Source organism: Streptomyces hokutonensis, assembly GCF_042751305.1.
GTDB classification, from domain to species: Bacteria; Actinomycetota; Actinomycetes; order Streptomycetales; family Streptomycetaceae; genus Streptomyces; species Streptomyces hokutonensis_A.
Window position 1 is genome coordinate 18,654 of record NZ_JBHYWD010000027.1, and the last position, 21,182, is coordinate 39,835.

The following is a 21,182-nucleotide window of genomic DNA, read 5'->3' on the forward strand; positions in this document are numbered from 1 at the left end:
TGGTCAGCGCCGCGCGTAACGCGGCAGCTGGGCAGCGATCTTGGACACGTCCAGAGCGCCCTGGCAGACGTCCAGTACGAACTGCTCCGCCTCATCCACGTCGAAGTCCGCGTCCAGGGGGTGTCCGTTCATGTGCAGGAAGACCCACGTCGCGTACCAGGCGATGCGCTTGTTCCCGTCCACGAGGGCGTGGTTCCGGGCAAGGGACTCCATGAGCGCCGCGGCTTTCTGCCATACGTCCGGATAGGCGTCCTGCCCGAACACACTCGCCTGGGGCCGCGTGAGCGCCGAGTCGAGAAGTCCGTAGTCACGCACCTCGTCCGTCCCGAGCCGTTTCGCGAGGTCGAGCTGCTCGGGAAGGGTGAGGTAGTGCATCAGGCGAGCCTCCGGTTCAGCTCGGCGCTGGCCTTCAGCACATGGTCGGCCGCCTCGTTGAACAGTCGCGAGTGCTCGTTTATGGCCGCCATCACCGCATCGTGCGCAAAGGCCTGCATGCTGCGCCCCTCCGCCGCCGCGCGATCGCGTAGGGCATCGAGCTCCTCGTCCGTAAACCGCAGGTTCAGTCCAGCCATGCCTCAACGGTACCGAGCGGTACCACATGGTGTCACCGCGATTCCATCCCCACCCGCGTGGTCACCCAGGCCCCCACCAACGCCACCCCCGCCATCGGCAGAAACACGGCGGCGAACGCGGCCGGATGGGAGCCGCCGCTCGCCGAACCGACCACATGCCCGACCGTGCCCCCGCCGAGCGCACCGAACGCGGCCCCGCCGACGGACAGCAGCACGACATTGGACAGCCCGTCGGAGATCTGGAGCGCGGCGGAGTTGGTGCCGGCCTCCTCCGGCGCGGAGAGCTGGAGCAGCAGCACGCTGGTGGAGGACATCACCAGCCCCATCCCGAAACACCCGAACCCCCAGGCGACGGCCACGATCCACACGGGAACCGCAGGTATGAGCACGCTCGGCGCCCCGCCGATGGCGGCAGCCACCAGCACCATCCCGAACGTCATCAGCCGTTCCCGGTACGGCTCGACCCGCGCCCGCGCCTGCACCCACGACCCGAGCGCCCACGTCCCGCCGCCCGCCGCGAGCGAGAACCCGGCCAACGTCGGCGACAGCCCCCGCTGGGTCACCAGCATCAACGGCACGAAGGACTCGGCGGAGATGAACGCCCCGGCCCCCAGCCCGCGCAACAACACAACTGACGGCAGCCCCCGCGCCGCCCGGTACGTACCGCGCGGCAACAGCCCGAGCACGGCCGGCACCAGCAGCGCGACGCCCGCGGCAGCCGGGACCAGCGAGAACCACCGCAGATCCTGGGCGGCGTACTGGAAGAGCCCGGCACCGAGCGAGATCCCGAGAGCGAGCCGGATACGGCGCCGGTCGAAGGAACCGGGCGAGCCGGGCGACTCCGGACCCCGCTCGGACACGGGCCCGGCAGCCCGCCGCCGTATCTGAGGAAGTGCAAGCGCGAGCGGAAAGACGACAAGCACCGGAATCCCGACGAACACCCAACGCCAGCCGAGCTGTTCGGTCACCGCGCCGGCGGCGAGCGGACCGACGACGGACGGCACCACCCAACTCGCGGCGAACGCGGCCACGATGCCGGGCCGCAACCGCTCCGGATAGGCCCGCCCGATCACCACGTACAGAGCGACGATGACCAGCCCACCTCCCAGCCCCTGCACGGCCCGCCCCAGAATGAACACCCACATGACCTGGGCGGTCCCCGCGACCAGCAACCCGGCGGCAAACGCCCCGATCCCGGTGGTCAGCGCCCCGAGCGGCCCCCGCCGGTCCGACCACTGCCCGGCGAACACCATCCCGAAGAGACTGGTCGTGAAGTACCCGGAGAACGCGAACGCGTACAACGCCACCCCGTCCAGCTCCCGAGCCGCGACCGGCATGGCCGTCCCCACGGCCGTCGCCTCGAAGGCGATCAACAGCACCACGGACACGATCCCGACACTGAGCGCCCGATACGACCGCCCGAGCACCCCGCCCCGACACTCATCGGCCAGGTCAGGGGCGATTTCCGTGACATCGGCGTCACGCGGTCCAAGGACGGTCATGCGGGCCAGCGTAAGGCTCATCCCTCGCTTTGACCCCTGTCGAAAGACGGTCGGCGTCCGGGACCTTGGTCGTACGACCGCTGCCCCCGATCCGCCATTCATGAACGCGGTATGGCAGTCCCGTTGCGCCACCCCCGACCCCCTTGCCCGGGCCCACCCCCCACCCATACGGTCAACTCACCAAACACGGCCGTGTGCCCGAGTGGTTCAGGGACTCGCCTGCAAAGCGAGTTACGCGGGTTCGATTCCCGCCACGGCCTCAAGTGCCTTGACCAGGCAAAACGAAAGGGCGGCACCCCCGCAGAGGTGTCGCCCTTTTGGTCGCCCGTCTCAGTTTCCGTCTCAGTTGGATCGTCGCAGAGTGCACGGCATCCAACCGGAAGCCGAGGCGCCCAGGGGCCAGGGTCGATCGTCCGTCTGGCGGTCCGGAGGAAATACTGACCAGAGACTTCCGTAACTGGCCGCCTACGACTGCAGCGTTGCGCCATGCTTGCTGACCATGACAAGCGAAGACGGGGGCAAGATTCGTCTACGATTAACGCGTACGGACGTCAATTCGCCTCGAGCTGCCCGCCCGTTGTTCCCCACCTCCATATGGACGACGCTATCTTCAGTCACCGGCGCCGGTGCGGTTTTCATATCCGTAATTGCACAGAACCTGCAGGGAACTGACCTACTGATTGGCAGCGTGACGGCCGGGCTTTTGGGTGGCACCAGTGCTGTCACTGGCTACTTCTCAGTTCATGAGCGGCAAGCGCGGGAAGCTCAGCCTCGTGATCGAGTGCTGGCTGCGGAGCAGGAGCTGGAGGAAGCACTTCGCCGACCTTCCGTTGCCCGTACCCGGGACAATGAGGAGGCAAGTGGCGACGCGGCGCCTGCAACTGCACCGGATGATGGCGTTCATACTGGGCTGGGTCTGCCGGAGTTGTGGAAGGTGACGCATTCGCGGCTTGATCACTATCACGAGACGGTGTTGGGACAGGCGCGGCGTTCGTTTCGGAGTGCACAGGGTGCGATGTGGTTGGGGTTTTTGCTGCTAGCCGGGTTCGCGTTCATGGCGCTGAAGGCAACTTCGACTGCGGGGGCGGTCGTGGCTGGTGGTCTCGGTGCGGTGTCTGCGGGGTTGGCGGGTTATGTGAGTCGCACGTTCGTGAAGTCGCAAGAGACGGCAGCCGGGCATCTGCGTGCGTATTTTGATCAGCCTCTGGCGCTTTCCCGGTACTTGGCGGCAGAGCGGTTGCTGCGTGATTCAGGTATGGGCGCAGAGAAGCGGGCAGAGGTGCTAGCAGCGTTGGTGCTGGCGGTGGTGGCCCCGTCGACGACGTCCGGGGCTGAGCGGAAGGAAGCTGCTGGCGAGAAATAGTCGTGGTCAGCTGTTGTCTCGGCGGGACAGCGGGGCCGTCGGCGGTACCCCTTTCGGGATACCGCCCTCGGCGGTCTCAGCTCGCAGGTACGAGGACTCCAGCCGCGCCGCCGCCATCGTCCGGTTGGTCTGTCTCGGGCTTCCAGATCAGGCCGTCCACTTGCCTCGCGATGTCCGTCCGCACGGCATCCACCATGTGCTGATAGCGGGCGGCCATAGCCGTGGTCGACCACCCCATCAAGCCCATGACAGCCCGCTCCGAGACACCGAGGATGAGCAGAACCGTGGCGGCCGTGTGGCGCGCGTCGTGCAAGCGTCCGTCTCGTACGTTCGCCTCTTCCAGCAGTGCCTTCCAATCGGCCCAGTCCAGGCGATGCGAGGGGATGCGGCCGTGTTCGTCGGAGAACACCCATCCGCCTTCCACCCAGTGTTTCCCGGCGGCCTGCCGCTCTGTGTCCTGCGCCTCGCGATGCGCATGCAGTAGGTCAACGAGCTGTAGCGGGAGACCGACCGCGCGGCGGCCGGCGCGAGACTTGGTGGTCGACGTCTCCGGGTTGGTGCGCCGCTTCTGCTTGCAGTACCCGGCCTTGCGTCCGCAGGGTTCCGTGCACCCGTGTGCGTACTGCGGCCGGTGGCGGCTACGGCGGACCACGAGAAACCCACCATCAAGGTCTACGTCCTGCCACTTCAGGCCCAGCACCTCTCCCTGACGCAATCCGAGGGCGAGTGCAACAGCCCAGCGGGCAGAGTTGCGGCGCTGATCGGCGGCTTTCAACAGACGCTGCACTTCAGCGACGGTGTAGGGCTCCACCTCGTACTCACCCGTCTTCGGAGCCTTGGCCAACTGGACCGGGTTCTTGCCGAGATAGCCGCGTCGTACGGCCTCGTTGAGCGCCGTCCGGAACGTGCGGTGCACCTGGTGAGCGGTCGCGGACTTGCTGCCGTTGGCCTGCATCTTCGCGTACAGCACCTCGATGTGCTCAGGCTTGAGCTTGTCGAGACGGTGAGCCCCAAGACCGGGGATCAGGTGCTTCCGCACCGCAACGCCGTACCCAACCATCGTGTTGTCGTTGACCGTGAGAGGAGCGATGTTCTCAATCCAGTGCGTCAGCCACGCCTTGACCGTCCAGGCCTTGCCCGGCTTACGCACGGTCTTGGCATCGCGCTGCTTCTCCAACTCCCGCACGGCATCAGTGACTTCCGCGCGGGTCTTGCGCTCGACATGGCGGCGGTCCGGCGTGCCGTCGTCGCGTACGCCGACGGTGACGCGGCCGTGCCACTTGCCGTCTTTGCCAAGGTAGATCGACGATCGACCGTTCGGCTGTCGGGTGCGGTTCTTGTCCTCTGCCACTGGCAGGCTCCTGTTACTGGGTGTCGGGATGGAGACCGAGGCGGCGGGCTGTCCTTGTCCGGGAGTGCCGCCGCCCCGGGCAGCGTCAAGCGACGCGTTGGGCGGTGTGGTTGGCGGTACGGAGACGGGTGACGTACTCAGGTATGGCGTCGACCGGAACCCTTCGAAGGCCGTCGATCATTACGGACTCCAGCGCACCGGAACTGATGAGGGCGAAGCATTTGGTCCGGCCGATGCGGAGTCGGTGAGCGGCCTCTTCGACCTTGAGGAGTACGAAGGTCGGGTCGTCTGCAAGGTTGAGGGAGTCCTGTTCGTCCACGGTTGGCTCCTGTAGGGCTGAGTACTTGGGGATGCCGCCGCACAAACCGCAAAATCCGCAGAAAACCCGGGACTTGCCGCTGACCTGCGGCGATGCGGTGCGCGGCTGATGCCGGGCGGGGCTCCGCAGAAATCCGCGATATTCCGCAAAAATCAGGGGCGGCCGGTGACCGATCCCGGTCGCGGGGGTGGTGCTCGCGTTTTTTTGCGGAATATCGCGGGATTGTGCGGCGTGCTCCCGCCACGAGGTGGCGCGGGTTCCGCCGCAGGCCAGAGGCCCTGCCGGGGCTTATTGCGGATTTTGCGGCTTGTGCGGGAGGTGTTGAGGGCGCAGCTGGGTCACCGACCGCGCTGCCGTAGCACGGGGTGGGCCAAGAGGCGGGGCGCCGGAGGCCGTCCGCGCCTGCCGGTGCGCTCAGGTTGGTACGAGCGCACGTATCCGTGCTCTTCCAGCAGCGCGAGGGCGGGTTCGAGGTCGGCGACGGTGGGGACCTCGCTGCGGGACAGCACAGTGAAGAGGTCCCGCCGGCTGATGTCCTCCCACCCGTTGTCCCGCAGCGCTTCCAGCACGCTGCGGGCACGGCCCACGACCGGGTCTGCACCCATGGCGTCGAACACGGCGAGGGCATGAGCGGTGTAGTACTCCCCCAGCTCAATGGCCGCGTTCATGGTGGCCACGGTGACCGGGTGGGCGTAGCCGTTGCCGCCGTGTTCGGCGAGGTGCAGCAGAGCGGCCATACGGGCGGTCGCTCCGACCAGTTTCCCGGCCCAGTCGGTGATGTGACCCAGCCGCCCGCCACGCGCCTTGAGCCACGGTTCGACCCGTTCCTGATAGGCAATCAGGGCCGCGTCCGCCTCGGGGGTGAGCTGGATCAGAGCCGGGTCGGTCCACCCCGCAAGGGAGAGGGTGAGGTCGATGACCCTCGCGGTGTAGGTAGCGGCCGTCTTCTCTGGGACCGGGTCGGTGATGACCTTCCGCTCGCCGACCGTCGACACCGGCAGCGAGTACAGGAAGCGGCCCAACAGGCCGCGCCCCTTCCCGCCCTTGATCTTCCCCATGTCCACCAGCACGTCGGGTTGCACGGCCAGGCCCATGGTCAGGGCGGGGGCGTCGACGTACTCGCGGCGGGTCTGCCGGTTCACCCGCAGGCGACCCCCGGCATGGCCTTTGAGGAAGACCTCCATGTTGGGACTGCCCGAGTAGCGGCCGGCGATGATGTCGAAGATCCCGCCCTCATCGCTCATTACCGACAGCCGGCCGCCCTGTTCCGCGATGAGCGAGGTGACCGTCTCGGGTGTGCAGTCGTCCGCCAACAGGAGGGGTTCGGCCGGCACGGTGAGGGTGTCGGCGGTCTGCGCGAGACCGATGGCGGTGGCCACCATCTCGTCGCGCTTGTCGCCGTCGGCGGACGCGGCCTTGGCGGTGGCCTTGTCCGCCGCTTCCTTGGCCAGCCTCGCCGTCAGCTCCGCTTCCACGATCATGGGCTTCATAGCCGCCTGAAGCTGCTTCTCCGCCTCGTACAGGGGGTTGGTGAGCAGGGTAAAGACGGCGGTCTTGCGGTTGCCGGGCGGGAGCGCCACCACGGTGAAGAGGTTGGTGGGTTCACGCCAGTTGCCCCGCACGTGGACCACCGACCGGCCGCCGGCGGCCGTGGCAAGCACGGCGAGGGCGACCGATCCGGCAAGGTCCACCGGGGTCTGCGTCTCCTCCGCGACGGCCGCCACGAACTCCCCCAGCCAGGCGGGGAAGACGTGGGCGGGGAACGCGGGTCGCTCGCGGCGGCCGGTGAGGGGAATGGGGTCTTCCCACACCTCCGGTGCGGCGTCGTCCTCGCCGGGCGGGTCTTCCAGGGTGGGCAGTCCGGCCCACAGGTCGGGGCTGTCCACAGGCTGTGGAGTCATGAGGCGGCCCTCCCTTCGGCGGCGGTGGTGTGGGGGCAGATCCCGACGATGACGCGGGCGGTGAGCCTGGCGACGGCGGCATGTCCCCGGGCGCGTTCGTGCTGCCCGCAGACGCACAGCCAGTCCGCGACGGGGACGCCCTCCAACTGGACTTGGAGTCCCGGAGTGATGCCAGTGACGGTGACCGTGGGCGGGTCAGAACCAACGGCAGAAAGGACGCCCTTGCGGGCGGCGACCTTCAGTTCGCCCACGCGCGGCCGTGGCGGGCCCTGTACGGCGCCCCGAGGGATGTTCGCGGGGGTTCGTGATGCTTTGTTCATGCCGCGCGCTCCGCAGCCTTCTCAAGGCCGTTGGTGACCGCGCGGCGCGCGTACGCCTCGGGGACGCCAACGGAGACGGCGGCGGTCACGATCTCCTCACCGGCCGTCGGGAGCCCGCACGGCCCCGGGCAGGCGATGTGTTGTGCGGCGAGGAATCGGGCGACGCCGAACGCCTGTGATCCGGCGCCGGATTCGGTGCGCGCCCGTACCAGGGCGAGGCCACGGTCAAGGCCGGTGCGGACGTAGCCCTCGGTGTGGCGGCACCCGGTGGCCACCTCGCGCGACCATGTGGCGCGGGTGGGAAGGGAAGAGTCCACCTCCCCGGGGGTGGGGGTGGTGTCTTCCTTCGCTGCGAGGGCGCGCATGGCGTCCGGCAGTACGGTCACGGGTCCGGTGCCGGGTCCGAGCCAACGGGCGTAAGACATCAGGGACTTGATGTCCACGCCGGGCCGGACAGCGTTGTGGGAGGGCATGACGCCCCGGTAGATCCAGTGCTGCCCGCGCGTCGTCGGCACGACCCTGGTGGTGGGCAGGGTCTCGCGGGCCCACGCGACCGCTGCCGTGTTGTCGAGGTCGACCACGGTCAGCCCGGCCCCGCCGGGGTGGTAGCCGACGCAGACGGCCCGCTCCCATGCCGGCGTCCACAGCGGGGAGGTCACAACGGCGGGGTCAGTGGTGGCAGCGGCCCACGCGTGGCAGGGAGCGGTGCAACGGCAGGCGCCGGCGCGCTTCATGTTCGGCCGTCCGCCGCACGCGTTCTTCGCGCACGCACGGCAGTTGCCGAACGGCACCTTCCCCTCCCGCAGCGGCAGCACCGGCACGCCGAACGTAGCCAGGTACAGCGCGGTTCGCAGGTGGGCGCTCGTGGCAGTCATGCGACGGCCCCCAATGTCGGGGCAGTGGCGAGTCGACTCGTTCGGGTGGCGAGGTTCGAAGGGCCCTCGCCGAATATGCGCGGTTCGGTCATGCTGTAGGTCTCCTGTTCTGCAACGTCGGGATCGGAGACCGTGGGCGGCGGGCTGTCCTGTCCGGGAGTGCCGCCGCCCACGGGCAGAGTTAGAAGGGCGGTTCGTCGCTGTAGCCGCCGGGTCCCCACGGGTCACGGCCGTTGTCGCGGCGACGCAGCCACCGGGGCCAGTCCGGCAGTGGCATCAGGGCCCAGCGCCGGGACTCGTTCCAGCACTCGCACGGCTCCCACTCGTCACCGGCGTACTCGCCGTTGTCGTCGCCGTAGGAGTGCTCGATGCCGCCGAATCCCTCGCAGTTGGAGCAGTCGGGGCGGGGCGTGTCGGTCAGGACCAGGGCCCGGCGGGGCCAGTGGGCGACCTGAATACGCAGTCGGATCACGGGTGTTGGTCTCCCCTGTCAGCTGTAGAACTTGTTGCGCTTGATGACGGCCTTGCGGATGTTGACCGTGGTCCCGTCCCGGTGGCCGCTCGCGCTGAACACCTGCACGGCGATCCAGCCGCCGAAGATGACGGCGGCGAGGATGACGAGTTGGGTGATCAGGGCGGTCAGGGCGGTGATGAACGCGGTGAGCATGAGCAGTCCGCCGCACACGGCGAGGAACCCGACGCCCCCGAGGGCGACGTTCACCGCCGCACGGGAGACTGCCGGCTTGGCGGCGACCGGTTCGGGCTTGGCGGGCTCCATGGTGTAGCCGGTGACGACGCGGCCGTCGGGAAGGACGATGCTCGTCACGGACGGGACGGTGCCCGGCTGCACGGGCATGAGCGGGGCGGTGTGGGCGGGGACGATCGGGGTGGGGGTGTGGACTTCGACGGCGGCTGTCTCGTACCGGGCCGGGCGGTCGTACGCGGTCGGTTCGTTCACGGTGGGGGCTCTCTTCGAATCAGCGGCCGACGCCGGGCACGGCGTCGGTGACGGCGGTGACGAGCTGGTTGACGGTGTCGGCCGCGCCGGTGTGGGCGAGGTAGAAGCCGAAGAGCGCGACGACGACGGCCGCGCCGGCGCCTACCGCGCGGAAGCGCAGCAACAGGCCGACCACGACGGCGAGCAGCAGAACGAGCGGGATGGTGAGGACCATGGGTGTCTCCGGCGGGTCAGCGGGTGCCGGCGCGGTAGGTGCGCGCGGCGCGGTTGTAGATCCAGCGGCCGACGCGTATGCGCTTGCCGGTCGCGTCGCAGCGGCGGCAGTCCTTGCCGCGCTTGGTCTTGCCCTTGCGGTCGGTCTTGACGTCGTGGCCCATGCCGTCGCACTTGCGGCAGTCTCCGAACGGGCTGAGCCAGCACTTGACGACGTAACCAAGGGTGACGAACAAGAGGAATGCGGCAGCGAGCAGCACAAGGCTCATCAGGGGCCTCTCAGGGGGCGTTCGAGGGGTTTCCGCAGGTCGGCCGCTATGCGCTAGCGACCTGATCAGGCGCGGTTTGGGTCGCTAGCAGGCTTGCTACCGGTAGCGACGTCTGCCGCTACCGGTAGCAAGCCGTGAGACCTATCCGGCGTCCCGCTTCTGGTTGCGCTGTGTAATCGCGGTGGCGATGTCGTCGCGCTTGATGCCGCGCTTGTTGACCTGTTCGCCGTCGATGCGCCGGCTGATCTGCATCGTGCCGATGCCGTGCGGCTTGAGCGCGGCGGTGAGCGCTTCCGCCTTGGGCTTGGGCTCCAGCTCCGCCCACGGGCCGTAGACCTCCGGGCGCAGGTCGGCGAGGCGGTCCACGACCGTCTCCGACCACACCTTGGCCTCGCCCTTGCCGAGCACGGCGGCGATGTCGTCAAGGATCGTCGCGGACAACTCCACGGCCGGGACCTCGCCGACCGCGTCCCCGGACAGAGTCCCTTCCGCCTCGCGCAGCGCGGCGGCCCTGGTCAGGATGCGTTCGGCGTCGCGGCCGTCGGCGAGGTAGGTGCGCACGATCCCGGAGTCGTCGGACATGCCCTTGAGCAGACCGACGCCCTTGTGGGACTTGAGGAGCTTGGACGCGTCCAGACCCTCCGAGTACGAGCCTGCGCCGAGGATGACGTCGGAGACCTGGTAGGCGCCGACCCGCAGGGCGAACCGGGCCTGGTGCTGGTCACGCAGCTCCGAGGGACAGGCCTTGTCGTCCGGCTTCTGCGTCGATGTCATCACGGAGACACCTACCGCAGGGGCGACCCGGGCGAGGTAGACCATCAGGGAAAGGATCTCCTTGCCGTGCTCGGGGTGGGTCAGGTACTCCTGCACCTCATCGACCACGAACAGGGTCAGAGGCATGTTCAGCTTCTTGTCCCGGCTGATCTCCGGAGTCAGCTTGCCCTCCGGGCAGACGTGCAACGGCAGTTCGGACAACCGGTGGTACCGGTCCTCAACGTCCGCCTTCAACTCCCGCAACGACGCCAACAGGTGTCCCACCGGGTCGATGCCGTTCTTCGGCACGATGCCGAACCCGATGCGGTGCGCGACCAACGCGAACTTGCGCCAGTCCGGGGACGCCTTCCCGTCGAACACGTACAGACGCACGTACGGGTCCAACGCGGCGGCAAGCGCGATCGTGCGGGCAGAGAACGTCTTGCCCTGACGCGGCACAGCCCCAACCAGCAGCGACAGCCACAACATCGTGGCCATGACCGCGTTGCCGCGCTCGTCCACGCCCCACGGGAACGGCTTCCAGAAGTCCACCCGCGTCGCCCCCAACAGCGGCGACCTGCCCGACGGCACGGCGAGCGGGTCACGGTCGGCGATCCAGTACGACACCCGACGCCCGCTCGTCTCGTCCTTGTCCAGGAAGAGTTGAGTGGGGGCGATGTCCATACCGGAGGCGAGACGGGCGTGAGCCTTCACCGCGTCCTCGAACGTCTTGCCGTACGGCAGATCCACGATCACACGCCACCCGTCCCCGTCCCGGCCGATCGGCCTCGGGAACGCGATGGTCTGATCCTTCGTGGTCAGCCCGGCCGCCTCATGCGCCCGGATCACGATGTCCGACGACAACTTGCGCTTGCGGAACGTCACCTTGGCGAGGTCGATCAGCGGTCGGTCCGCCGGCGCCCCGACCACACCCAGGGTGGTCGTGAACGTGGCCACGGCGAGCAGCAACAGCCAGGACGGCGCCATGACGAACAGGGTCAGCGTGGCGGCGAGGCCGACGACTCCGGCGACGGTCGCGACGATCCCGCGCAGGCGGACGCGGTCGTTGCGCTGCCGCGACAGCTTCAGGTACTCGGCAGCGTCCTCGTTGGCCACGGAGTGCAGACGCAGCGACTTGCCTTCCGCGTCGAACACCCACCGGCCGATCGCGGCCGACCAACGCCACGCCCCCCGCGGCGAGTACCACAGCACCTTCGGCGTGTAGATGCACGGCAGGCGTACGGCGTGGTAGCCGATCACAGCCGAGTAGTGGCGAACGGCCCACTTGCGAACGGCAGTTCGCTGATCGGGGAGCTTCACCCAGTCCGGCAGCACGGGCAGACGGGCCTTGTCCTTGGCCTCCATCCATTCCGCGACCGAGGGCGGGTAGACCTCACGAGGCGGGTCGACCGGGGCGCCCTCGGTCAGGCCGTCGGCCTCGGGGTCGTCGGTGTCGGGGAGTTCGGCCTCCCACTCCCCCGGCTTGACCGTGCCCTCGCTCGGGGTGGTCGGGTCGGGGTCGGTCTTCTTCTTGAGCGGGAACGGCAGCACGGCGGCCGTCGGCTGTTCGGTGCCCTCCGGGTCCCCGGCGGGCGTGGAGGTGGTGGTCTCGGTCACGATGTACGTACTCCTTCGGGAGTCGAAGGGTCCGGCCGGCTTGCTGTGGAAGGTCGGGCGGCCGGACCCGGGTTCGATCGTGAGGCCGTGGAAGGGCCGTAACTATCACGACTTCCTGATAGCTATGGCCAGAGCCTCACGCTTTGCATTAGCTGTGCTGGGGATGTCAGGCGGCGCGCTGTTCTTCGGGATAGGCGCAGGTCACGCAGGTTCCGAGCGTGGGCGGGATGACGTATCCGGCGTCCCGGTGGCACTCGGGGCAGGTGCGGCGAGCGCGCATCATCGCGGCGTGGGCCCGCCACCGGCCCGCCGTCATCGGCCGGACCGGTTTGGCGAGGTCGACGCGGTACAGGTAGGCGACAAGCGGCGGGCGGCCCCGTCGCCGGGGGCGTTCGAGCTGGGCGGCGACGTCCTGTCCACCGGGACGCAGGTCGCGCGCCCGCAGTTGGCGGCGCGTGGCGTAGCCGTCCGGGGCGAGGTGCCACCGGAAGACCGGCAGCGTGCTCATGCCGCGCCGCGCCGTCCGGGACGACGGCCGGCCACCGACCCGAGCAGCCGCCCGAGACGGGCCCGGCGAGGACCGGACCGCCCCGACCGCTTGGCCGTATACATGGCTTCATCAGCGCGGCGAAGCAGCGCTGACAGGTCCTCACCGGGGTGGTCGGCCGCGCGTACCCACCCCAGTGACACCGTGGTGTGCACGTCGGGGGCGGTGTCGACCGGCCGGGCGAGAACGCGGGCGAGGGTGTGAAGTCGGTCGGGCATCGTGCTGTCGCGGTCGATGACGACGGCGGCGAATTCGTCCCCACCCAGCCGTCCCACGACACCGCGCGGGGTGGTGCCATGGGCGAGGCGGTCGGCGATCGTGGCGAGCAGCGCGTCACCGACCGCATGCCCGTGGGTGTCGTTGATCTGCTTGAAGTGGTCGACGTCCGCCAGCACGACCACGGCGCGCGGGTCGCGCAGCAGGCGGCGGGCCCGCCGGGTGAAAGCGTCCCGCGTCCACAACCCGGTGAGCGGGTCGCGGCGCGCGGTGGTCAACCGACGGTGCAGCCACCGGGCGTGAACCGCCCACCCAACAGCGGGCACGGCCGGGAAGAGCGCCGCGAGGGTACTCACGGCGTCACCACCCCGGCGCGTTCGGCGAGCAGAGCGTCACGCAGCATGCGGGCATTGGCGGGCGAGGTGCGCAGGGCCCGGCGGATGCCCTCGCCGGTCACCTGAGCGTCCGTCAGACCGGCCGTCGCCTTGCGTGCTTCCGCCATGAGCTGTTCGGGCGTGCGGCGGGTACGGGGCGACTTGGCGGCGACCGGGACGCGGCCCGTCGCCCGACGCGGTGCGGTCGACGCGGCCGGGACCGAGCGGAAGGGCGCCGGGGCGATCGGGACCGGCTTCACCGCCGGGACGGCGGCGGGCATCGGCTTCGTGCCGACGCCGGACTTGCCGAGGTCGACCGGTGCCGGGTCAGGCACCACAAGTCGCGTCACCACGAATGTGGGAGTGCTCGATACGGGCAGGTCAGAGGTAGACCGTTCTCGACTACTTCCGGCCGATTCCTCCACATTCGTGACAACGTCGGAAGCCGGGGCGAGGGCGGGGGCGGTACCGCCGAACATCGACGCGAGCGCCGCGTCCGCGCCGTCGGTGATCCGGTCGCGCTGGACATCCAACAGCCTCGATCCGAGCGCGGCATCGCCGACTCCGACCTTGCGGGCCAGCCGCCACGAAGCCCGGTCCGACCGCTTCCGCACCCGGTCGACCGGGTGATGTGCAGCGCGGGCGCGGTGGTAGGCGAGAGCCTGCACGATGTCGGCGGTACGCCGCTCGTTCTCCGCGTCGCGGCTGTCGGTGTGGACGACGATCCGGCGGGCGAGGAACGCCATGCCCTCCGCCGACACAGACATGCCCATCGGGGTCAGGGCGTAGATCACGGTGCGCCCCGGGTCGGGCGCGGCCATGGCGCCCATGACGGCTGCGGCGGCCGGGAGGGCCCACAGCCCGGTCCGTACGACGCGCGGGGAGGACTGTCCCAGCATGGTCAACCCCAGTAGAACCAGGGCGAGTACGGCGGTGGCGCCCTCGCCAGCACCGAGGGCGCCGAGCGCGGTTCCCGTGCCATAGGCGTGCCCGATATTGCTGTAGGTGCCGATCCCGCCGACGACGCCCGTGGCGAGCATCGGCACGAACGCGGCCGTCAGCACACCGATCTGAACCTTCGTCAGGGGCTTGCGGGTCTCGTTCATGCCGCTTCCCCCGTCACCGGCCGGAAGGCGCGAGCGAAACGAAGGAACGGCACCGTACGGGTCAGCGCGTCCGCGTAGAGGGCGTCCCAACCGGCGACGTCGTCACCGGCCTCCGCCTCCGCACGCAGGTCGGCGAGGATGTCACGGGCCGCGTCCTGTCGGGCGGCACGCTCGCCGTCCGTCTCGAACTCCAACGGGCCCCGGAACAGGTCGACGTCGATGCCGAGCGCCAGTTCCGCGAACTCGCTGTCGCCGTGCGCTTCCTGGCCGGCGACGAAAGTGCGCATACGCATGATGGATCTCTCCTGGATACGTCGGGAAGGGCGCGGGGCGGTCGGCTGTCCTGTCCGGGAGTGCGACCACCCCGCGAAGAACGGGGGTCAGACGGTGGCGATGAGCAGCGCGGCGACCAGGAGCCACAGGTGGTGGAAGGACTGGTCAAGCGCGTAGGCGCCGGTACCGATGTGCGGGTTGTCGTCCCGGCCGGCGCGCGGGGCACCCAGCCGGTAGAACTCGCCCTTGCCGGTCACCCGGGCCAGCCACGCGAGCGTGGTGCGCCGGTCGGCCCACCAGTGCGAGGCCGCGTCGACCGCGAGTCCGGCGACGACGCCGGGCACCGACAGGTGCAGTCCCAGCAGTACGGCGGCCGGGAGGAGCACGGCGAGTTTGGTGAGCGTCAGGGTGGCGACGTGCCGGGCGTCCGCGAGACGGCCGATCCACCCGGGACGGCCCTTGTGCGCGGACTGATGCGAGGTCTGAACCCAGTGGTCACCCACGCTGTGGGCGACGTACAGAGCGATGAACACGGCGGCGAACAAGGCAGCGTGCACGGTGGCGGACTCCTGTCCGGAAGGAGGGGCAGGGACGCCGGGGTACTAGCTGATCTGCACGTGGCCGCTGGTCACCCGGCGGCGGACGTTCAGGTGACCGGCGCCGGTGACGCGGACGCTGCCGGAAGTCGCGTTCACGGACAGACGGCCCGTGGCCTGCGAGGTCGCAGCCATGCGGACATCGCCGGAGGTGAGGTTCAGCCGGGCGTTGTGGCCGCTGTAGGCGCCGACGTTGACGCTGCCGGACGTGAGGTTGATGTCCAGCGGGCCGCTCACCTCGCCGACGATGACGCTGCCGCTGGTGACCACGGCTTCCAGGTCGCCGACCCGCTCAGCGGTCAGCGTTCCGGAGGTGCCGTCGTACTCCAGCCGCGCCAGCGTGCCGGTGACGACGGTGTTCGCGCTGTGTGTGCCGATCGCGGCCACCGACCGCGCGGGCAGGTAGATAGTGGCGGTGATCGGGGTGACCGCGTCTCCGGCCGGGCCGGTGGCGGTGACCTCGCGGCCGTTGATGAAGACCTTGCCGTCGCTGTGGCCGCTGATGTGGACGTTGCCGTTGACGAACTGCACGCCGTTGCCGCCGGAGAACGTCATAGTGTTGCCGCCCACGCGGATCGTGGTGCTGCCGCCCATGCCGCCGGCGACGTCCGGGACGCGGACCCTAAGGTTCTGCCCGATGAGGCTGACGGTGGTGTCGCGGATCGCGTCGGCCGACGGGCCGGAGGTGGCCTCCGTCGTCAGCACCATGCGCGCTTGCTTCAGCTCCGGGTCAACGACGACGCGGATACTGCCGGCGTTCATCGCCAGATCCAGGGCGATCGGGCCGACGACGTCCACGGGGATGATGCGCTCGGTCATGGAAGAACTCCTGACTGCGTCGGGATACAAGACCGGGCGCGGCGGGCTGTCCTGTCCGGGAGTGCCGCCGCGTCCGGGAGTGCGTACCAACTCCCCGCAAGCAGCAGGGAGTTGATGTGCAGTAGTGCGCTGTCTCCTTCGGGAACACGAGCTCCCGCTTCAGGCGTATGGAGACGTGACCTTTCGGTCTGAGCCCTCCGGTTGACCAGGGGTCCGGGTCCCTCGGCCCGCTCTGTCCCGGGCCCCTTGTCGTGCGCTCGATCGGCCCGCCGAAGCGATCCGAACGAGAGGAACATGTAGTACGTGTTCCTCATCTTGCAGAGGGAGGTTCGCCCCGTCAAGCCCTTCGGCTGTTGGAGGTCTGCGAGTCCCTCGCGCTCGATGTACCTACAGACTGGCGTCGGCAGCGACGACGTTCGACTTCGCGGTTGCGCGGCTCAGGTCGTTCTTAGCTACCGTGAAGTCGAACCAAGTCGTCCCAGGAAGTCGGAGGTTGGCATGGCGAACGAGCGACTGCGCGGCGCGATAGTGGACTTGGGCCTGACGCTCGATGAGGTCGCCGAACGACTCGGGGTCGCGGCCAAGACCGTCGAGCGATGGATCAACGAACCTGAGCGCAAGCCATATCGCCGATTCCAGTTCGCAACCGCATCGCTGTTGAGGTGCGAGGTGTCGTACCTGTGGCCGGACGAACGCACGTCAGCCGAGGTTGCTGCCGCCGGCAACGCGGAGTTGGTCAGGCTCTATCCACACCGCTCCGTCGTGATGCAAACCCTCTGGACGAACCTCTACTCCAAGGCGACCCGTCAGTTTGACCTGCTGGTGTACTCCGGGTTCTGGCTCACGGAAGACGCATCGTTCCACCGCCTCGTGAAAGAGAAGTCGGCCGACGGAGTGCCCATCCGCTTCATGCTGGGAGAGCCCACGTCGCCGGCCGTTGCCATGCGCGGCGAAGACGAAGGGATCGGCGCTGCGATGGCGGGCAAGATTCGAAACGCCCTCGTCAACTACGGCCCGCTCTTCGGCCTGCCCGGTGTCGAGTTCCGTTTGCACGGCACCACGCTCTACAACTCGATCTACCGGGCAGATGACGAGATGTTGGCGAACGGCCACCTGTACGGGGTCGGTGCCTACATGGCCCCCGTGCTCCACTTGCAACGAGTCCCGGGCGGTGAACTCTTCGACGCCTACGCTGAGAGTGTTGAGAAGGTGTGGGAGTCGGCCCGCCGGATCTCATCACCCGCCGATTGGGAAGGCACGCGCTGATGAGCCGGATCGACTACTTCCGCGACCCGAACGCCCCGAAGGCCAACTCAGTGGTCCCCTCGGTGACGGCGGTGGTCCGGGACGATGCCGGACGCCTGTTGCTGATCCACAAGACGGACAACGACCTTTGGGCCCTGCCCGGTGGTGGCCACGACATCGGCGAACGCATCGCTGACACGGTCGTTCGCGAAGTCCGGGAAGAGACCGGCATCAACGTTGAGGTCGACGACATCGTGGGGCTCTACACCGACCCTCAGCACGTGTTGGCGTACGACGACGGCGAGGTCCGGCAACAGTTCTCCATCTGCTTCCGGGCCCATCCGGTCGATGGTTCCCTACGCACAAGCAGCGAATCGAAAGAGGTCCGCTGGATCGATCCGGCGGACCTTGACGGACTGGACATCCATCCTTCGATGATGCTGCGCATTCAGCACGGTCTCGATGACACGCGGCGAGAGCCTTACATCGGCTGACCACTACCAGAGACTTCGGCCATCCGGTCCGCGACGCGCTTCGACGCTGCGTGGATCTCGGGGGCCGCACGCTGGATGAATCGCCCGACGATCGTGTCCGCGCCGTATCGCTGCACGATCTCGTCCAGCCTCTCAGCCGACGTCGTCTGTGTCCCGTCCGGCGTCGTCGTCATGTCGCAGTACAACAAGGCGTCTACCAGGTCGGGACGCTCTAGGTCGAACTCGCCCTCAAGTTCCTGACGGAGTCCGCGTTCCTCTGCTTCCAGCAAGGCACAGGAGTGATGCGCCACGAGACGAACAACCCGTTCGTCCGCACCTTCCTGATCCCTGAGGAACCGTGCGCCGTCCAAGGGATGGAAGCCGGTGGCGGCAATGGCCGGCGAGTAGCCGATGTCATGCAGCACGGCCGCGGCTTCCAGTAGCTCCGCGTCCTCCCCCAGGATCGGGCTCAAGGAGCGAGCGCGCTTGGCGACCCCTAGCGAGTGCTCCCACCGACGCGGGAGCGGTTCGGAGAGCAGCGATTCGGAGAGCGTGTATGCCCACTCAGTCAGTCCCATGGCGGCCAAGACTACGGGCGGGCGGTGGGAGTGGGGAGAGCGCGCACGGTTCGTCCCTTGCCGTGCACGGTGGCAAGCAGACCGCTTCCCTCCATCTGCGCCAGAACGCGGCGCACGGCGGTCCGGGACGCGTCGAACCGCTCGCACAGCTTCGCTTCGGACGGGTACGCATCCCCGACCGAGAGTGCGTCCTCTGCGATCAGATCAGCCATCCGTTCAACGAGAGTTCGCCGATCCCCACTCCGAGCGGGACGCCAACCGATCCCGGGGGCGGACTCGACAACGCCGTCGGCTTCGAGAGTTTTGAGTGCGCGCCGGATCGTATTCCGAGAGACCTCGTATGCCCCCATCAGCGCCGCCTCCGACGCCAAGGGCTTGCCCTCGACGATCTCCTTCCGCAGCAACTCCGCAATAACCAGGTAGGTTCCACGCGGACTGGCCTCCGGCACACCGGCTCCTCTCTCGTCGCTCAACCGCTCGGTACCAAGGGTCCCATGACGGGGCAGCAGGAGGACGACCGCGACCGTACGGCACTACGTCGAGATGATCACTAGCCACACCAAGAAAAAAACGCCGGAAATCGCAGACGTGACGAGACCCCGCTTAAAGTAACGGAACTTTTCCTGAGTGATGAGAGCCAGCGCCTTTGCTTGCGTCCACCCTTCTTCGCGCGCCGCCGAAGGCGTCAGGTTAACTAGCGTGGCGACCGAGGAGTGAGCAATCCACGGCCAGGCGAAACGCGTATCTGCGTCCGGAACGGCGACACGAGGAGATAGCACACGATAGAAGAAGAAGTAGGAGACGACAATTGCACCTACCGTAACTACCAGGAAGCAGAAACCTACATAATCGGTCGCATCAGAGAAAGGCGGGATGATGTCTTTATTTTCCGCCTTCTGAGAAATCACCCCGAGCAAGACAGCTAGCACCGTGGCGAGGAGGCCCGTCTTAGTATCGGCGTTCCGAATCCATTCACCCGTCTCGGAAAGAATAACCCGCACATCCTCGCCAGGGTCGTGATTATTCGACATTAGGCGACCTTCCCATAACCGTCGGTCGGCCACCTATTAGTGAAACGCCATTCAGTGTACGCACAGAACCAGTGCGCCGCCCACGCGACAACGGTTGCCGTCGTATGATCTTCCTTTTTCCAATCCCCTCTATCCGCGACGCACAATGCGCCCGAGAGATAGAGGTGCGGCGCATACACGAATTTTCGACCGGCGGGTCGCCCTAGACGCAACCCCGGCTTGGGATAGACAGACGGGAGTGACATATCCACTTGAGGCAATACCATGATCTCGAAATTGCCGCGCCCCGTTCGCAGAGTTCCAGAAAACGCATAGTCGCCATCGTCATCGAGGCAGTAGAAGGAGGGGAAGGCTGTAGCCATGGCAGCTTTATCAGCTTCCTTTGCAACTGGATCAACGATCCACCAAGCGCCGCTACGGTCATCACGACTCGGGGCTGGATCTTCCCCACCATGGAAACGGTGGGGGGCCACGGACGTGTAGATCGCCGGGGCGGCCGGCGGGTCAAGGACGATCTCACCGTCAACAGTTACGTATCGCGGCACATCAACTCCGACGTGCCTAAGAAGCGTGGCAATTGTCATTAAATACTCCCTCTCAGTGTGGGACGATGGCGCTTAGGGGTCGACCGTTGAGTTGCTCCTGAACGAGCTCACCCAGCTTTAGGTAGACAGGAAGGGATACGTCATAGAAGCGGTATCGCCGCTCCTCACCTTTCCTCACATACCTCTTTGGCGATTGCTCGTGCAGTGAGATATCCGACTCAGGAAGAAGCGAAGCCAACTCCTCCCCCACTACCAGACCCCAAGCTCCAGCATGCTTCTCACACTTTGATGCAAAATTCGCCGCGAAACCAACTACATTTACCTCGCTAGCCGTTTCCGTTCCGATCCTCACAAAGCTCAGATCTCCGAAGTCTGCACCCGCACGCAAGCGAACGGGTTCCATTCCCCGAGCTTCCAGGGCTTCATTTAGGGGACCTTTCGCGCCATCGAGGATGAAGGCACAAGCCGCGACACACGCCCCAGCAGCCACTTTCATGTCCGCCATCCGTTTGTCACCGAAACAAGCAAAGACCCCGTCACCACGAAGCCCAAGGACATGACCGCCAAACCCTTGAACAGTTTTCGCCACCTGCGTAAGTACGGCCATGTTCAGCCACAAAACGTCTTGCGGATCATCCCAAAACGTTCTAGCCGTGAACGCTGCCATATCGATGAAGGCTGTTACCCCCATGCATGTGCCACTGCCGCCGAGCGGCAGATGAGCAAAATCAGGATGCCCCATCTGTGTGGCCCGCGACACGCTCTCCAAAATTGATTTGCGCAGGATTCCGTCCTGATGACTTATGTCCCGTAGACTCGCAAACCTTTGAAGAATTGGGTCGGCAAATGACTCTCTAGCCGAGTAGGCGCAGATAGGGACCACCTCCAGTGGCACGCGCCCCTATCAAGTGCGGCGCGTGAAGGCCAATCTTACCGGTTCGGCATGACTACGTGGACGGGCAACGGGATTGCCCTGTGGACGACCGCACGGTAACCACGTACAGGACGGGAGCCCGTCGTGATCATTCAGGTTCGAGCATCACGAAGCGCGGACTCCGCGAACCGTCCCGTCTCAGTTTCCGTCTCGTTCGCGGCCGTATGCGGCCGTCCAGAGCAGTTCGCTCTACCTCAGTGGGCCCTGCGGCCGTACCGGTTTGAACTCCAGCGAACACGCGCGGATCGCACCCTGACCAGCACAGACAAACCTGCAAAGCGAGTTACGCGGGTTCGATTCCCGCCACGGCCTCCAGAGTTGGAAGGGGGGGGGGCCGCCGGGGGGGGGGGGGGGGGGGTGTGGTGGGGGTGTGGGTCTGGGTGTTGGAGTGGCGCTGTGGCGCGGGGGGTTGTGGGGGGGGGGGGTGGGGGT

General features: G+C 67.5%; 27 protein-coding genes and 1 tRNA gene. 4 read left to right on the forward strand and 24 right to left on the reverse strand.

Annotated elements, in window-relative coordinates:
• Window positions 1-3: 3 nt before the first annotated feature.
• The 3 genes from ACFXC1_RS43175 to ACFXC1_RS43185 are packed head-to-tail and all read right to left on the reverse strand — an operon-like array spanning window position 4 to window position 2,074.
• Window positions 4-375 (reverse strand): type II toxin-antitoxin system death-on-curing family toxin, encoded by a 372-nt coding sequence (locus tag ACFXC1_RS43175; RefSeq protein ID WP_381253738.1) that lies wholly within the window; start codon window positions 373-375, stop codon window positions 4-6.
• Window positions 375-572: a hypothetical protein gene (locus ACFXC1_RS43180; RefSeq protein ID WP_381253741.1), complete on the reverse strand. Its 198-nt coding sequence runs from the start codon at window positions 570-572 to the stop codon at window positions 375-377. The genes ACFXC1_RS43175 and ACFXC1_RS43180 overlap by 1 nt, the downstream gene beginning before the upstream one ends.
• Before the next feature lie 32 nt (window positions 573-604).
• Window positions 605-2,074, reverse strand: coding sequence for an MFS transporter (locus ACFXC1_RS43185; RefSeq protein ID WP_381253744.1), 1,470 nt, complete (start codon window positions 2,072-2,074; stop codon window positions 605-607).
• Window positions 2,075-2,262: 188 nt separating this feature from the next.
• Between ACFXC1_RS43185 and ACFXC1_RS43190 the strand changes: the two genes are divergently transcribed.
• Together ACFXC1_RS43190 and ACFXC1_RS43195 are read left to right on the forward strand one after the other, a co-directional pair.
• A tRNA-Cys gene (locus tag ACFXC1_RS43190) sits at window positions 2,263-2,334 on the forward strand.
• 239 nt (window positions 2,335-2,573) lie between these two features.
• Window positions 2,574-3,437 carry a hypothetical protein gene (locus ACFXC1_RS43195; protein WP_381253746.1) on the forward strand — a complete coding sequence of 288 codons (864 nt, stop codon included), beginning with the start codon at window positions 2,574-2,576 and terminating at the stop codon, window positions 3,435-3,437.
• A 76-nt stretch (window positions 3,438-3,513) separates the two neighbouring features.
• On the opposite strand, the gene ACFXC1_RS43200 is transcribed toward ACFXC1_RS43195, so the two are convergent.
• The 16 genes from ACFXC1_RS43200 to ACFXC1_RS43275 form a co-directional block, all read right to left on the reverse strand.
• Window positions 3,514-4,788, reverse strand: a complete 1,275-nt coding sequence (locus ACFXC1_RS43200) for a tyrosine-type recombinase/integrase (protein ID WP_381253749.1) — start codon at window positions 4,786-4,788, stop codon at window positions 3,514-3,516.
• 85 nt (window positions 4,789-4,873) lie between these two features.
• Window positions 4,874-5,107, reverse strand: a complete 234-nt coding sequence (locus ACFXC1_RS43205) for a MerR family transcriptional regulator (protein ID WP_381253751.1) — start codon at window positions 5,105-5,107, stop codon at window positions 4,874-4,876.
• 338 nt (window positions 5,108-5,445) lie between these two features.
• Window positions 5,446-7,008: a YfjI family protein gene (locus ACFXC1_RS43210; protein ID WP_381253753.1), complete on the reverse strand. Its 1,563-nt coding sequence runs from the start codon at window positions 7,006-7,008 to the stop codon at window positions 5,446-5,448.
• Window positions 7,005-7,328 (reverse strand): hypothetical protein, encoded by a 324-nt coding sequence (locus tag ACFXC1_RS43215; RefSeq protein WP_381253756.1) that lies wholly within the window; start codon window positions 7,326-7,328, stop codon window positions 7,005-7,007. Before ACFXC1_RS43215 ends, ACFXC1_RS43210 begins: the two co-directional genes overlap by 4 nt.
• Window positions 7,325-8,203 (reverse strand): bifunctional DNA primase/polymerase, encoded by an 879-nt coding sequence (locus ACFXC1_RS43220; protein WP_381253759.1) that lies wholly within the window; start codon window positions 8,201-8,203, stop codon window positions 7,325-7,327. The genes ACFXC1_RS43215 and ACFXC1_RS43220 overlap by 4 nt, the downstream gene beginning before the upstream one ends.
• Window positions 8,204-8,384: 181 nt before the next feature.
• Window positions 8,385-8,675 carry a hypothetical protein gene (locus ACFXC1_RS43225; RefSeq protein WP_381253761.1) on the reverse strand — a complete coding sequence of 97 codons (291 nt, stop codon included), beginning with the start codon at window positions 8,673-8,675 and terminating at the stop codon, window positions 8,385-8,387.
• Between the two features lie 18 nt (window positions 8,676-8,693).
• Complete coding sequence (locus tag ACFXC1_RS43230) at window positions 8,694-9,161, reverse strand: hypothetical protein (RefSeq protein ID WP_381253764.1); 468 nt, start codon at window positions 9,159-9,161, stop codon at window positions 8,694-8,696.
• 19 nt (window positions 9,162-9,180) lie between these two features.
• Window positions 9,181-9,375 (reverse strand): hypothetical protein, encoded by a 195-nt coding sequence (locus ACFXC1_RS43235; RefSeq protein WP_381253767.1) that lies wholly within the window; start codon window positions 9,373-9,375, stop codon window positions 9,181-9,183.
• 16 nt (window positions 9,376-9,391) lie between these two features.
• Window positions 9,392-9,643 (reverse strand): hypothetical protein, encoded by a 252-nt coding sequence (locus ACFXC1_RS43240; RefSeq protein WP_381253769.1) that lies wholly within the window; start codon window positions 9,641-9,643, stop codon window positions 9,392-9,394.
• 141 nt (window positions 9,644-9,784) lie between these two features.
• On the reverse strand, window positions 9,785-12,013 hold the full coding sequence (locus tag ACFXC1_RS43245; protein WP_381253772.1) for a cell division protein FtsK: 2,229 nt from the start codon (window positions 12,011-12,013) through the stop codon (window positions 9,785-9,787).
• 166 nt (window positions 12,014-12,179) lie between these two features.
• Window positions 12,180-12,521: an RRQRL motif-containing zinc-binding protein gene (locus ACFXC1_RS43250; protein ID WP_328682977.1), complete on the reverse strand. Its 342-nt coding sequence runs from the start codon at window positions 12,519-12,521 to the stop codon at window positions 12,180-12,182.
• The gene (locus ACFXC1_RS43255) at window positions 12,518-13,132 is read right to left on the reverse strand and encodes a GGDEF domain-containing protein (RefSeq protein ID WP_381253776.1); all 615 of its coding nucleotides are present in this window, start codon (window positions 13,130-13,132) and stop codon (window positions 12,518-12,520) included. The genes ACFXC1_RS43250 and ACFXC1_RS43255 overlap by 4 nt, the downstream gene beginning before the upstream one ends.
• Window positions 13,129-14,256, reverse strand: a complete 1,128-nt coding sequence (locus ACFXC1_RS43260; RefSeq protein ID WP_381253779.1) for a conjugal transfer protein — start codon at window positions 14,254-14,256, stop codon at window positions 13,129-13,131. Before ACFXC1_RS43260 ends, ACFXC1_RS43255 begins: the two co-directional genes overlap by 4 nt.
• A complete protein-coding gene (locus tag ACFXC1_RS43265; RefSeq protein ID WP_381254005.1) occupies window positions 14,253-14,543 on the reverse strand; it encodes a hypothetical protein in 291 nt (96 codons plus the stop codon). The genes ACFXC1_RS43260 and ACFXC1_RS43265 overlap by 4 nt, the downstream gene beginning before the upstream one ends.
• A gap of 93 nt (window positions 14,544-14,636) precedes the next feature.
• Window positions 14,637-15,086, reverse strand: a complete 450-nt coding sequence (locus ACFXC1_RS43270) for a transcriptional regulator (protein WP_381253782.1) — start codon at window positions 15,084-15,086, stop codon at window positions 14,637-14,639.
• Between the two features lie 45 nt (window positions 15,087-15,131).
• On the reverse strand, window positions 15,132-15,944 hold the full coding sequence (locus tag ACFXC1_RS43275) for a DUF4097 family beta strand repeat-containing protein (RefSeq protein WP_381253784.1): 813 nt from the start codon (window positions 15,942-15,944) through the stop codon (window positions 15,132-15,134).
• A gap of 498 nt (window positions 15,945-16,442) precedes the next feature.
• Between ACFXC1_RS43275 and ACFXC1_RS43280 the strand changes: the two genes are divergently transcribed.
• A complete protein-coding gene (locus ACFXC1_RS43280) occupies window positions 16,443-17,210 on the forward strand; it encodes a helix-turn-helix domain-containing protein (RefSeq protein ID WP_381253787.1) in 768 nt (255 codons plus the stop codon).
• Window positions 17,210-17,683: an NUDIX domain-containing protein gene (locus ACFXC1_RS43285; protein WP_381253789.1), complete on the forward strand. Its 474-nt coding sequence runs from the start codon at window positions 17,210-17,212 to the stop codon at window positions 17,681-17,683. Before ACFXC1_RS43280 ends, ACFXC1_RS43285 begins: the two co-directional genes overlap by 1 nt.
• Here the strand turns inward: ACFXC1_RS43285 and ACFXC1_RS43290 are convergent.
• The 5 genes from ACFXC1_RS43290 to ACFXC1_RS43310 form a co-directional block, all read right to left on the reverse strand.
• A complete protein-coding gene (locus ACFXC1_RS43290; protein ID WP_381253792.1) occupies window positions 17,671-18,240 on the reverse strand; it encodes an HD domain-containing protein in 570 nt (189 codons plus the stop codon). The genes ACFXC1_RS43285 and ACFXC1_RS43290 overlap by 13 nt on opposite strands.
• An 11-nt stretch (window positions 18,241-18,251) precedes the next feature.
• Window positions 18,252-18,689, reverse strand: a complete 438-nt coding sequence (locus ACFXC1_RS43295; protein ID WP_381253795.1) for a GntR family transcriptional regulator — start codon at window positions 18,687-18,689, stop codon at window positions 18,252-18,254.
• 84 nt (window positions 18,690-18,773) lie between these two features.
• On the reverse strand, window positions 18,774-19,271 hold the full coding sequence (locus tag ACFXC1_RS43300; RefSeq protein WP_381253798.1) for a hypothetical protein: 498 nt from the start codon (window positions 19,269-19,271) through the stop codon (window positions 18,774-18,776).
• Window positions 19,271-19,855, reverse strand: a complete 585-nt coding sequence (locus ACFXC1_RS43305; protein ID WP_381253801.1) for a hypothetical protein — start codon at window positions 19,853-19,855, stop codon at window positions 19,271-19,273. Before ACFXC1_RS43305 ends, ACFXC1_RS43300 begins: the two co-directional genes overlap by 1 nt.
• A gap of 13 nt (window positions 19,856-19,868) precedes the next feature.
• The gene (locus tag ACFXC1_RS43310) at window positions 19,869-20,711 is read right to left on the reverse strand and encodes an adenylate/guanylate cyclase domain-containing protein (protein ID WP_381253803.1); all 843 of its coding nucleotides are present in this window, start codon (window positions 20,709-20,711) and stop codon (window positions 19,869-19,871) included.
• Window positions 20,712-21,182: the final 471 nt, after the last annotated feature.

Excerpts from the sequence above, each read along its gene's own strand:
- ACFXC1_RS43175 (WP_381253738.1), bottom strand. The coding sequence starts at position 375 with ATGCACTACCTCACCCTTCCCGAGCAGCTCGACCTCGCGAAACGGCTC.
- ACFXC1_RS43180 (WP_381253741.1), bottom strand. The coding sequence starts at position 572 with ATGGCTGGACTGAACCTGCGGTTTACGGACGAGGAGCTCGATGCCCTA.
- ACFXC1_RS43185 (WP_381253744.1), bottom strand. The coding sequence starts at position 2,074 with ATGACCGTCCTTGGACCGCGTGACGCCGATGTCACGGAAATCGCCCCT.
- ACFXC1_RS43195 (WP_381253746.1), top strand. The coding sequence starts at position 2,574 with ATGACAAGCGAAGACGGGGGCAAGATTCGTCTACGATTAACGCGTACG.
- ACFXC1_RS43210 (WP_381253753.1), bottom strand. The coding sequence starts at position 7,008 with ATGACTCCACAGCCTGTGGACAGCCCCGACCTGTGGGCCGGACTGCCC.
- ACFXC1_RS43215 (WP_381253756.1), bottom strand. The coding sequence starts at position 7,328 with ATGAACAAAGCATCACGAACCCCCGCGAACATCCCTCGGGGCGCCGTA.
- ACFXC1_RS43220 (WP_381253759.1), bottom strand. The coding sequence starts at position 8,203 with ATGACTGCCACGAGCGCCCACCTGCGAACCGCGCTGTACCTGGCTACG.
- ACFXC1_RS43235 (WP_381253767.1), bottom strand. The coding sequence starts at position 9,375 with ATGGTCCTCACCATCCCGCTCGTTCTGCTGCTCGCCGTCGTGGTCGGC.
- ACFXC1_RS43240 (WP_381253769.1), bottom strand. The coding sequence starts at position 9,643 with ATGAGCCTTGTGCTGCTCGCTGCCGCATTCCTCTTGTTCGTCACCCTT.
- ACFXC1_RS43250 (WP_328682977.1), bottom strand. The coding sequence starts at position 12,521 with ATGAGCACGCTGCCGGTCTTCCGGTGGCACCTCGCCCCGGACGGCTAC.
- ACFXC1_RS43260 (WP_381253779.1), bottom strand. The coding sequence starts at position 14,256 with ATGAACGAGACCCGCAAGCCCCTGACGAAGGTTCAGATCGGTGTGCTG.
- ACFXC1_RS43265 (WP_381254005.1), bottom strand. The coding sequence starts at position 14,543 with ATGCGCACTTTCGTCGCCGGCCAGGAAGCGCACGGCGACAGCGAGTTC.
- ACFXC1_RS43275 (WP_381253784.1), bottom strand. The coding sequence starts at position 15,944 with ATGACCGAGCGCATCATCCCCGTGGACGTCGTCGGCCCGATCGCCCTG.
- ACFXC1_RS43280 (WP_381253787.1), top strand. The coding sequence starts at position 16,443 with ATGGCGAACGAGCGACTGCGCGGCGCGATAGTGGACTTGGGCCTGACG.
- ACFXC1_RS43285 (WP_381253789.1), top strand. The coding sequence starts at position 17,210 with ATGAGCCGGATCGACTACTTCCGCGACCCGAACGCCCCGAAGGCCAAC.
- ACFXC1_RS43290 (WP_381253792.1), bottom strand. The coding sequence starts at position 18,240 with ATGGGACTGACTGAGTGGGCATACACGCTCTCCGAATCGCTGCTCTCC.
- ACFXC1_RS43300 (WP_381253798.1), bottom strand. The coding sequence starts at position 19,271 with ATGTCGAATAATCACGACCCTGGCGAGGATGTGCGGGTTATTCTTTCC.
- ACFXC1_RS43305 (WP_381253801.1), bottom strand. The coding sequence starts at position 19,855 with ATGACAATTGCCACGCTTCTTAGGCACGTCGGAGTTGATGTGCCGCGA.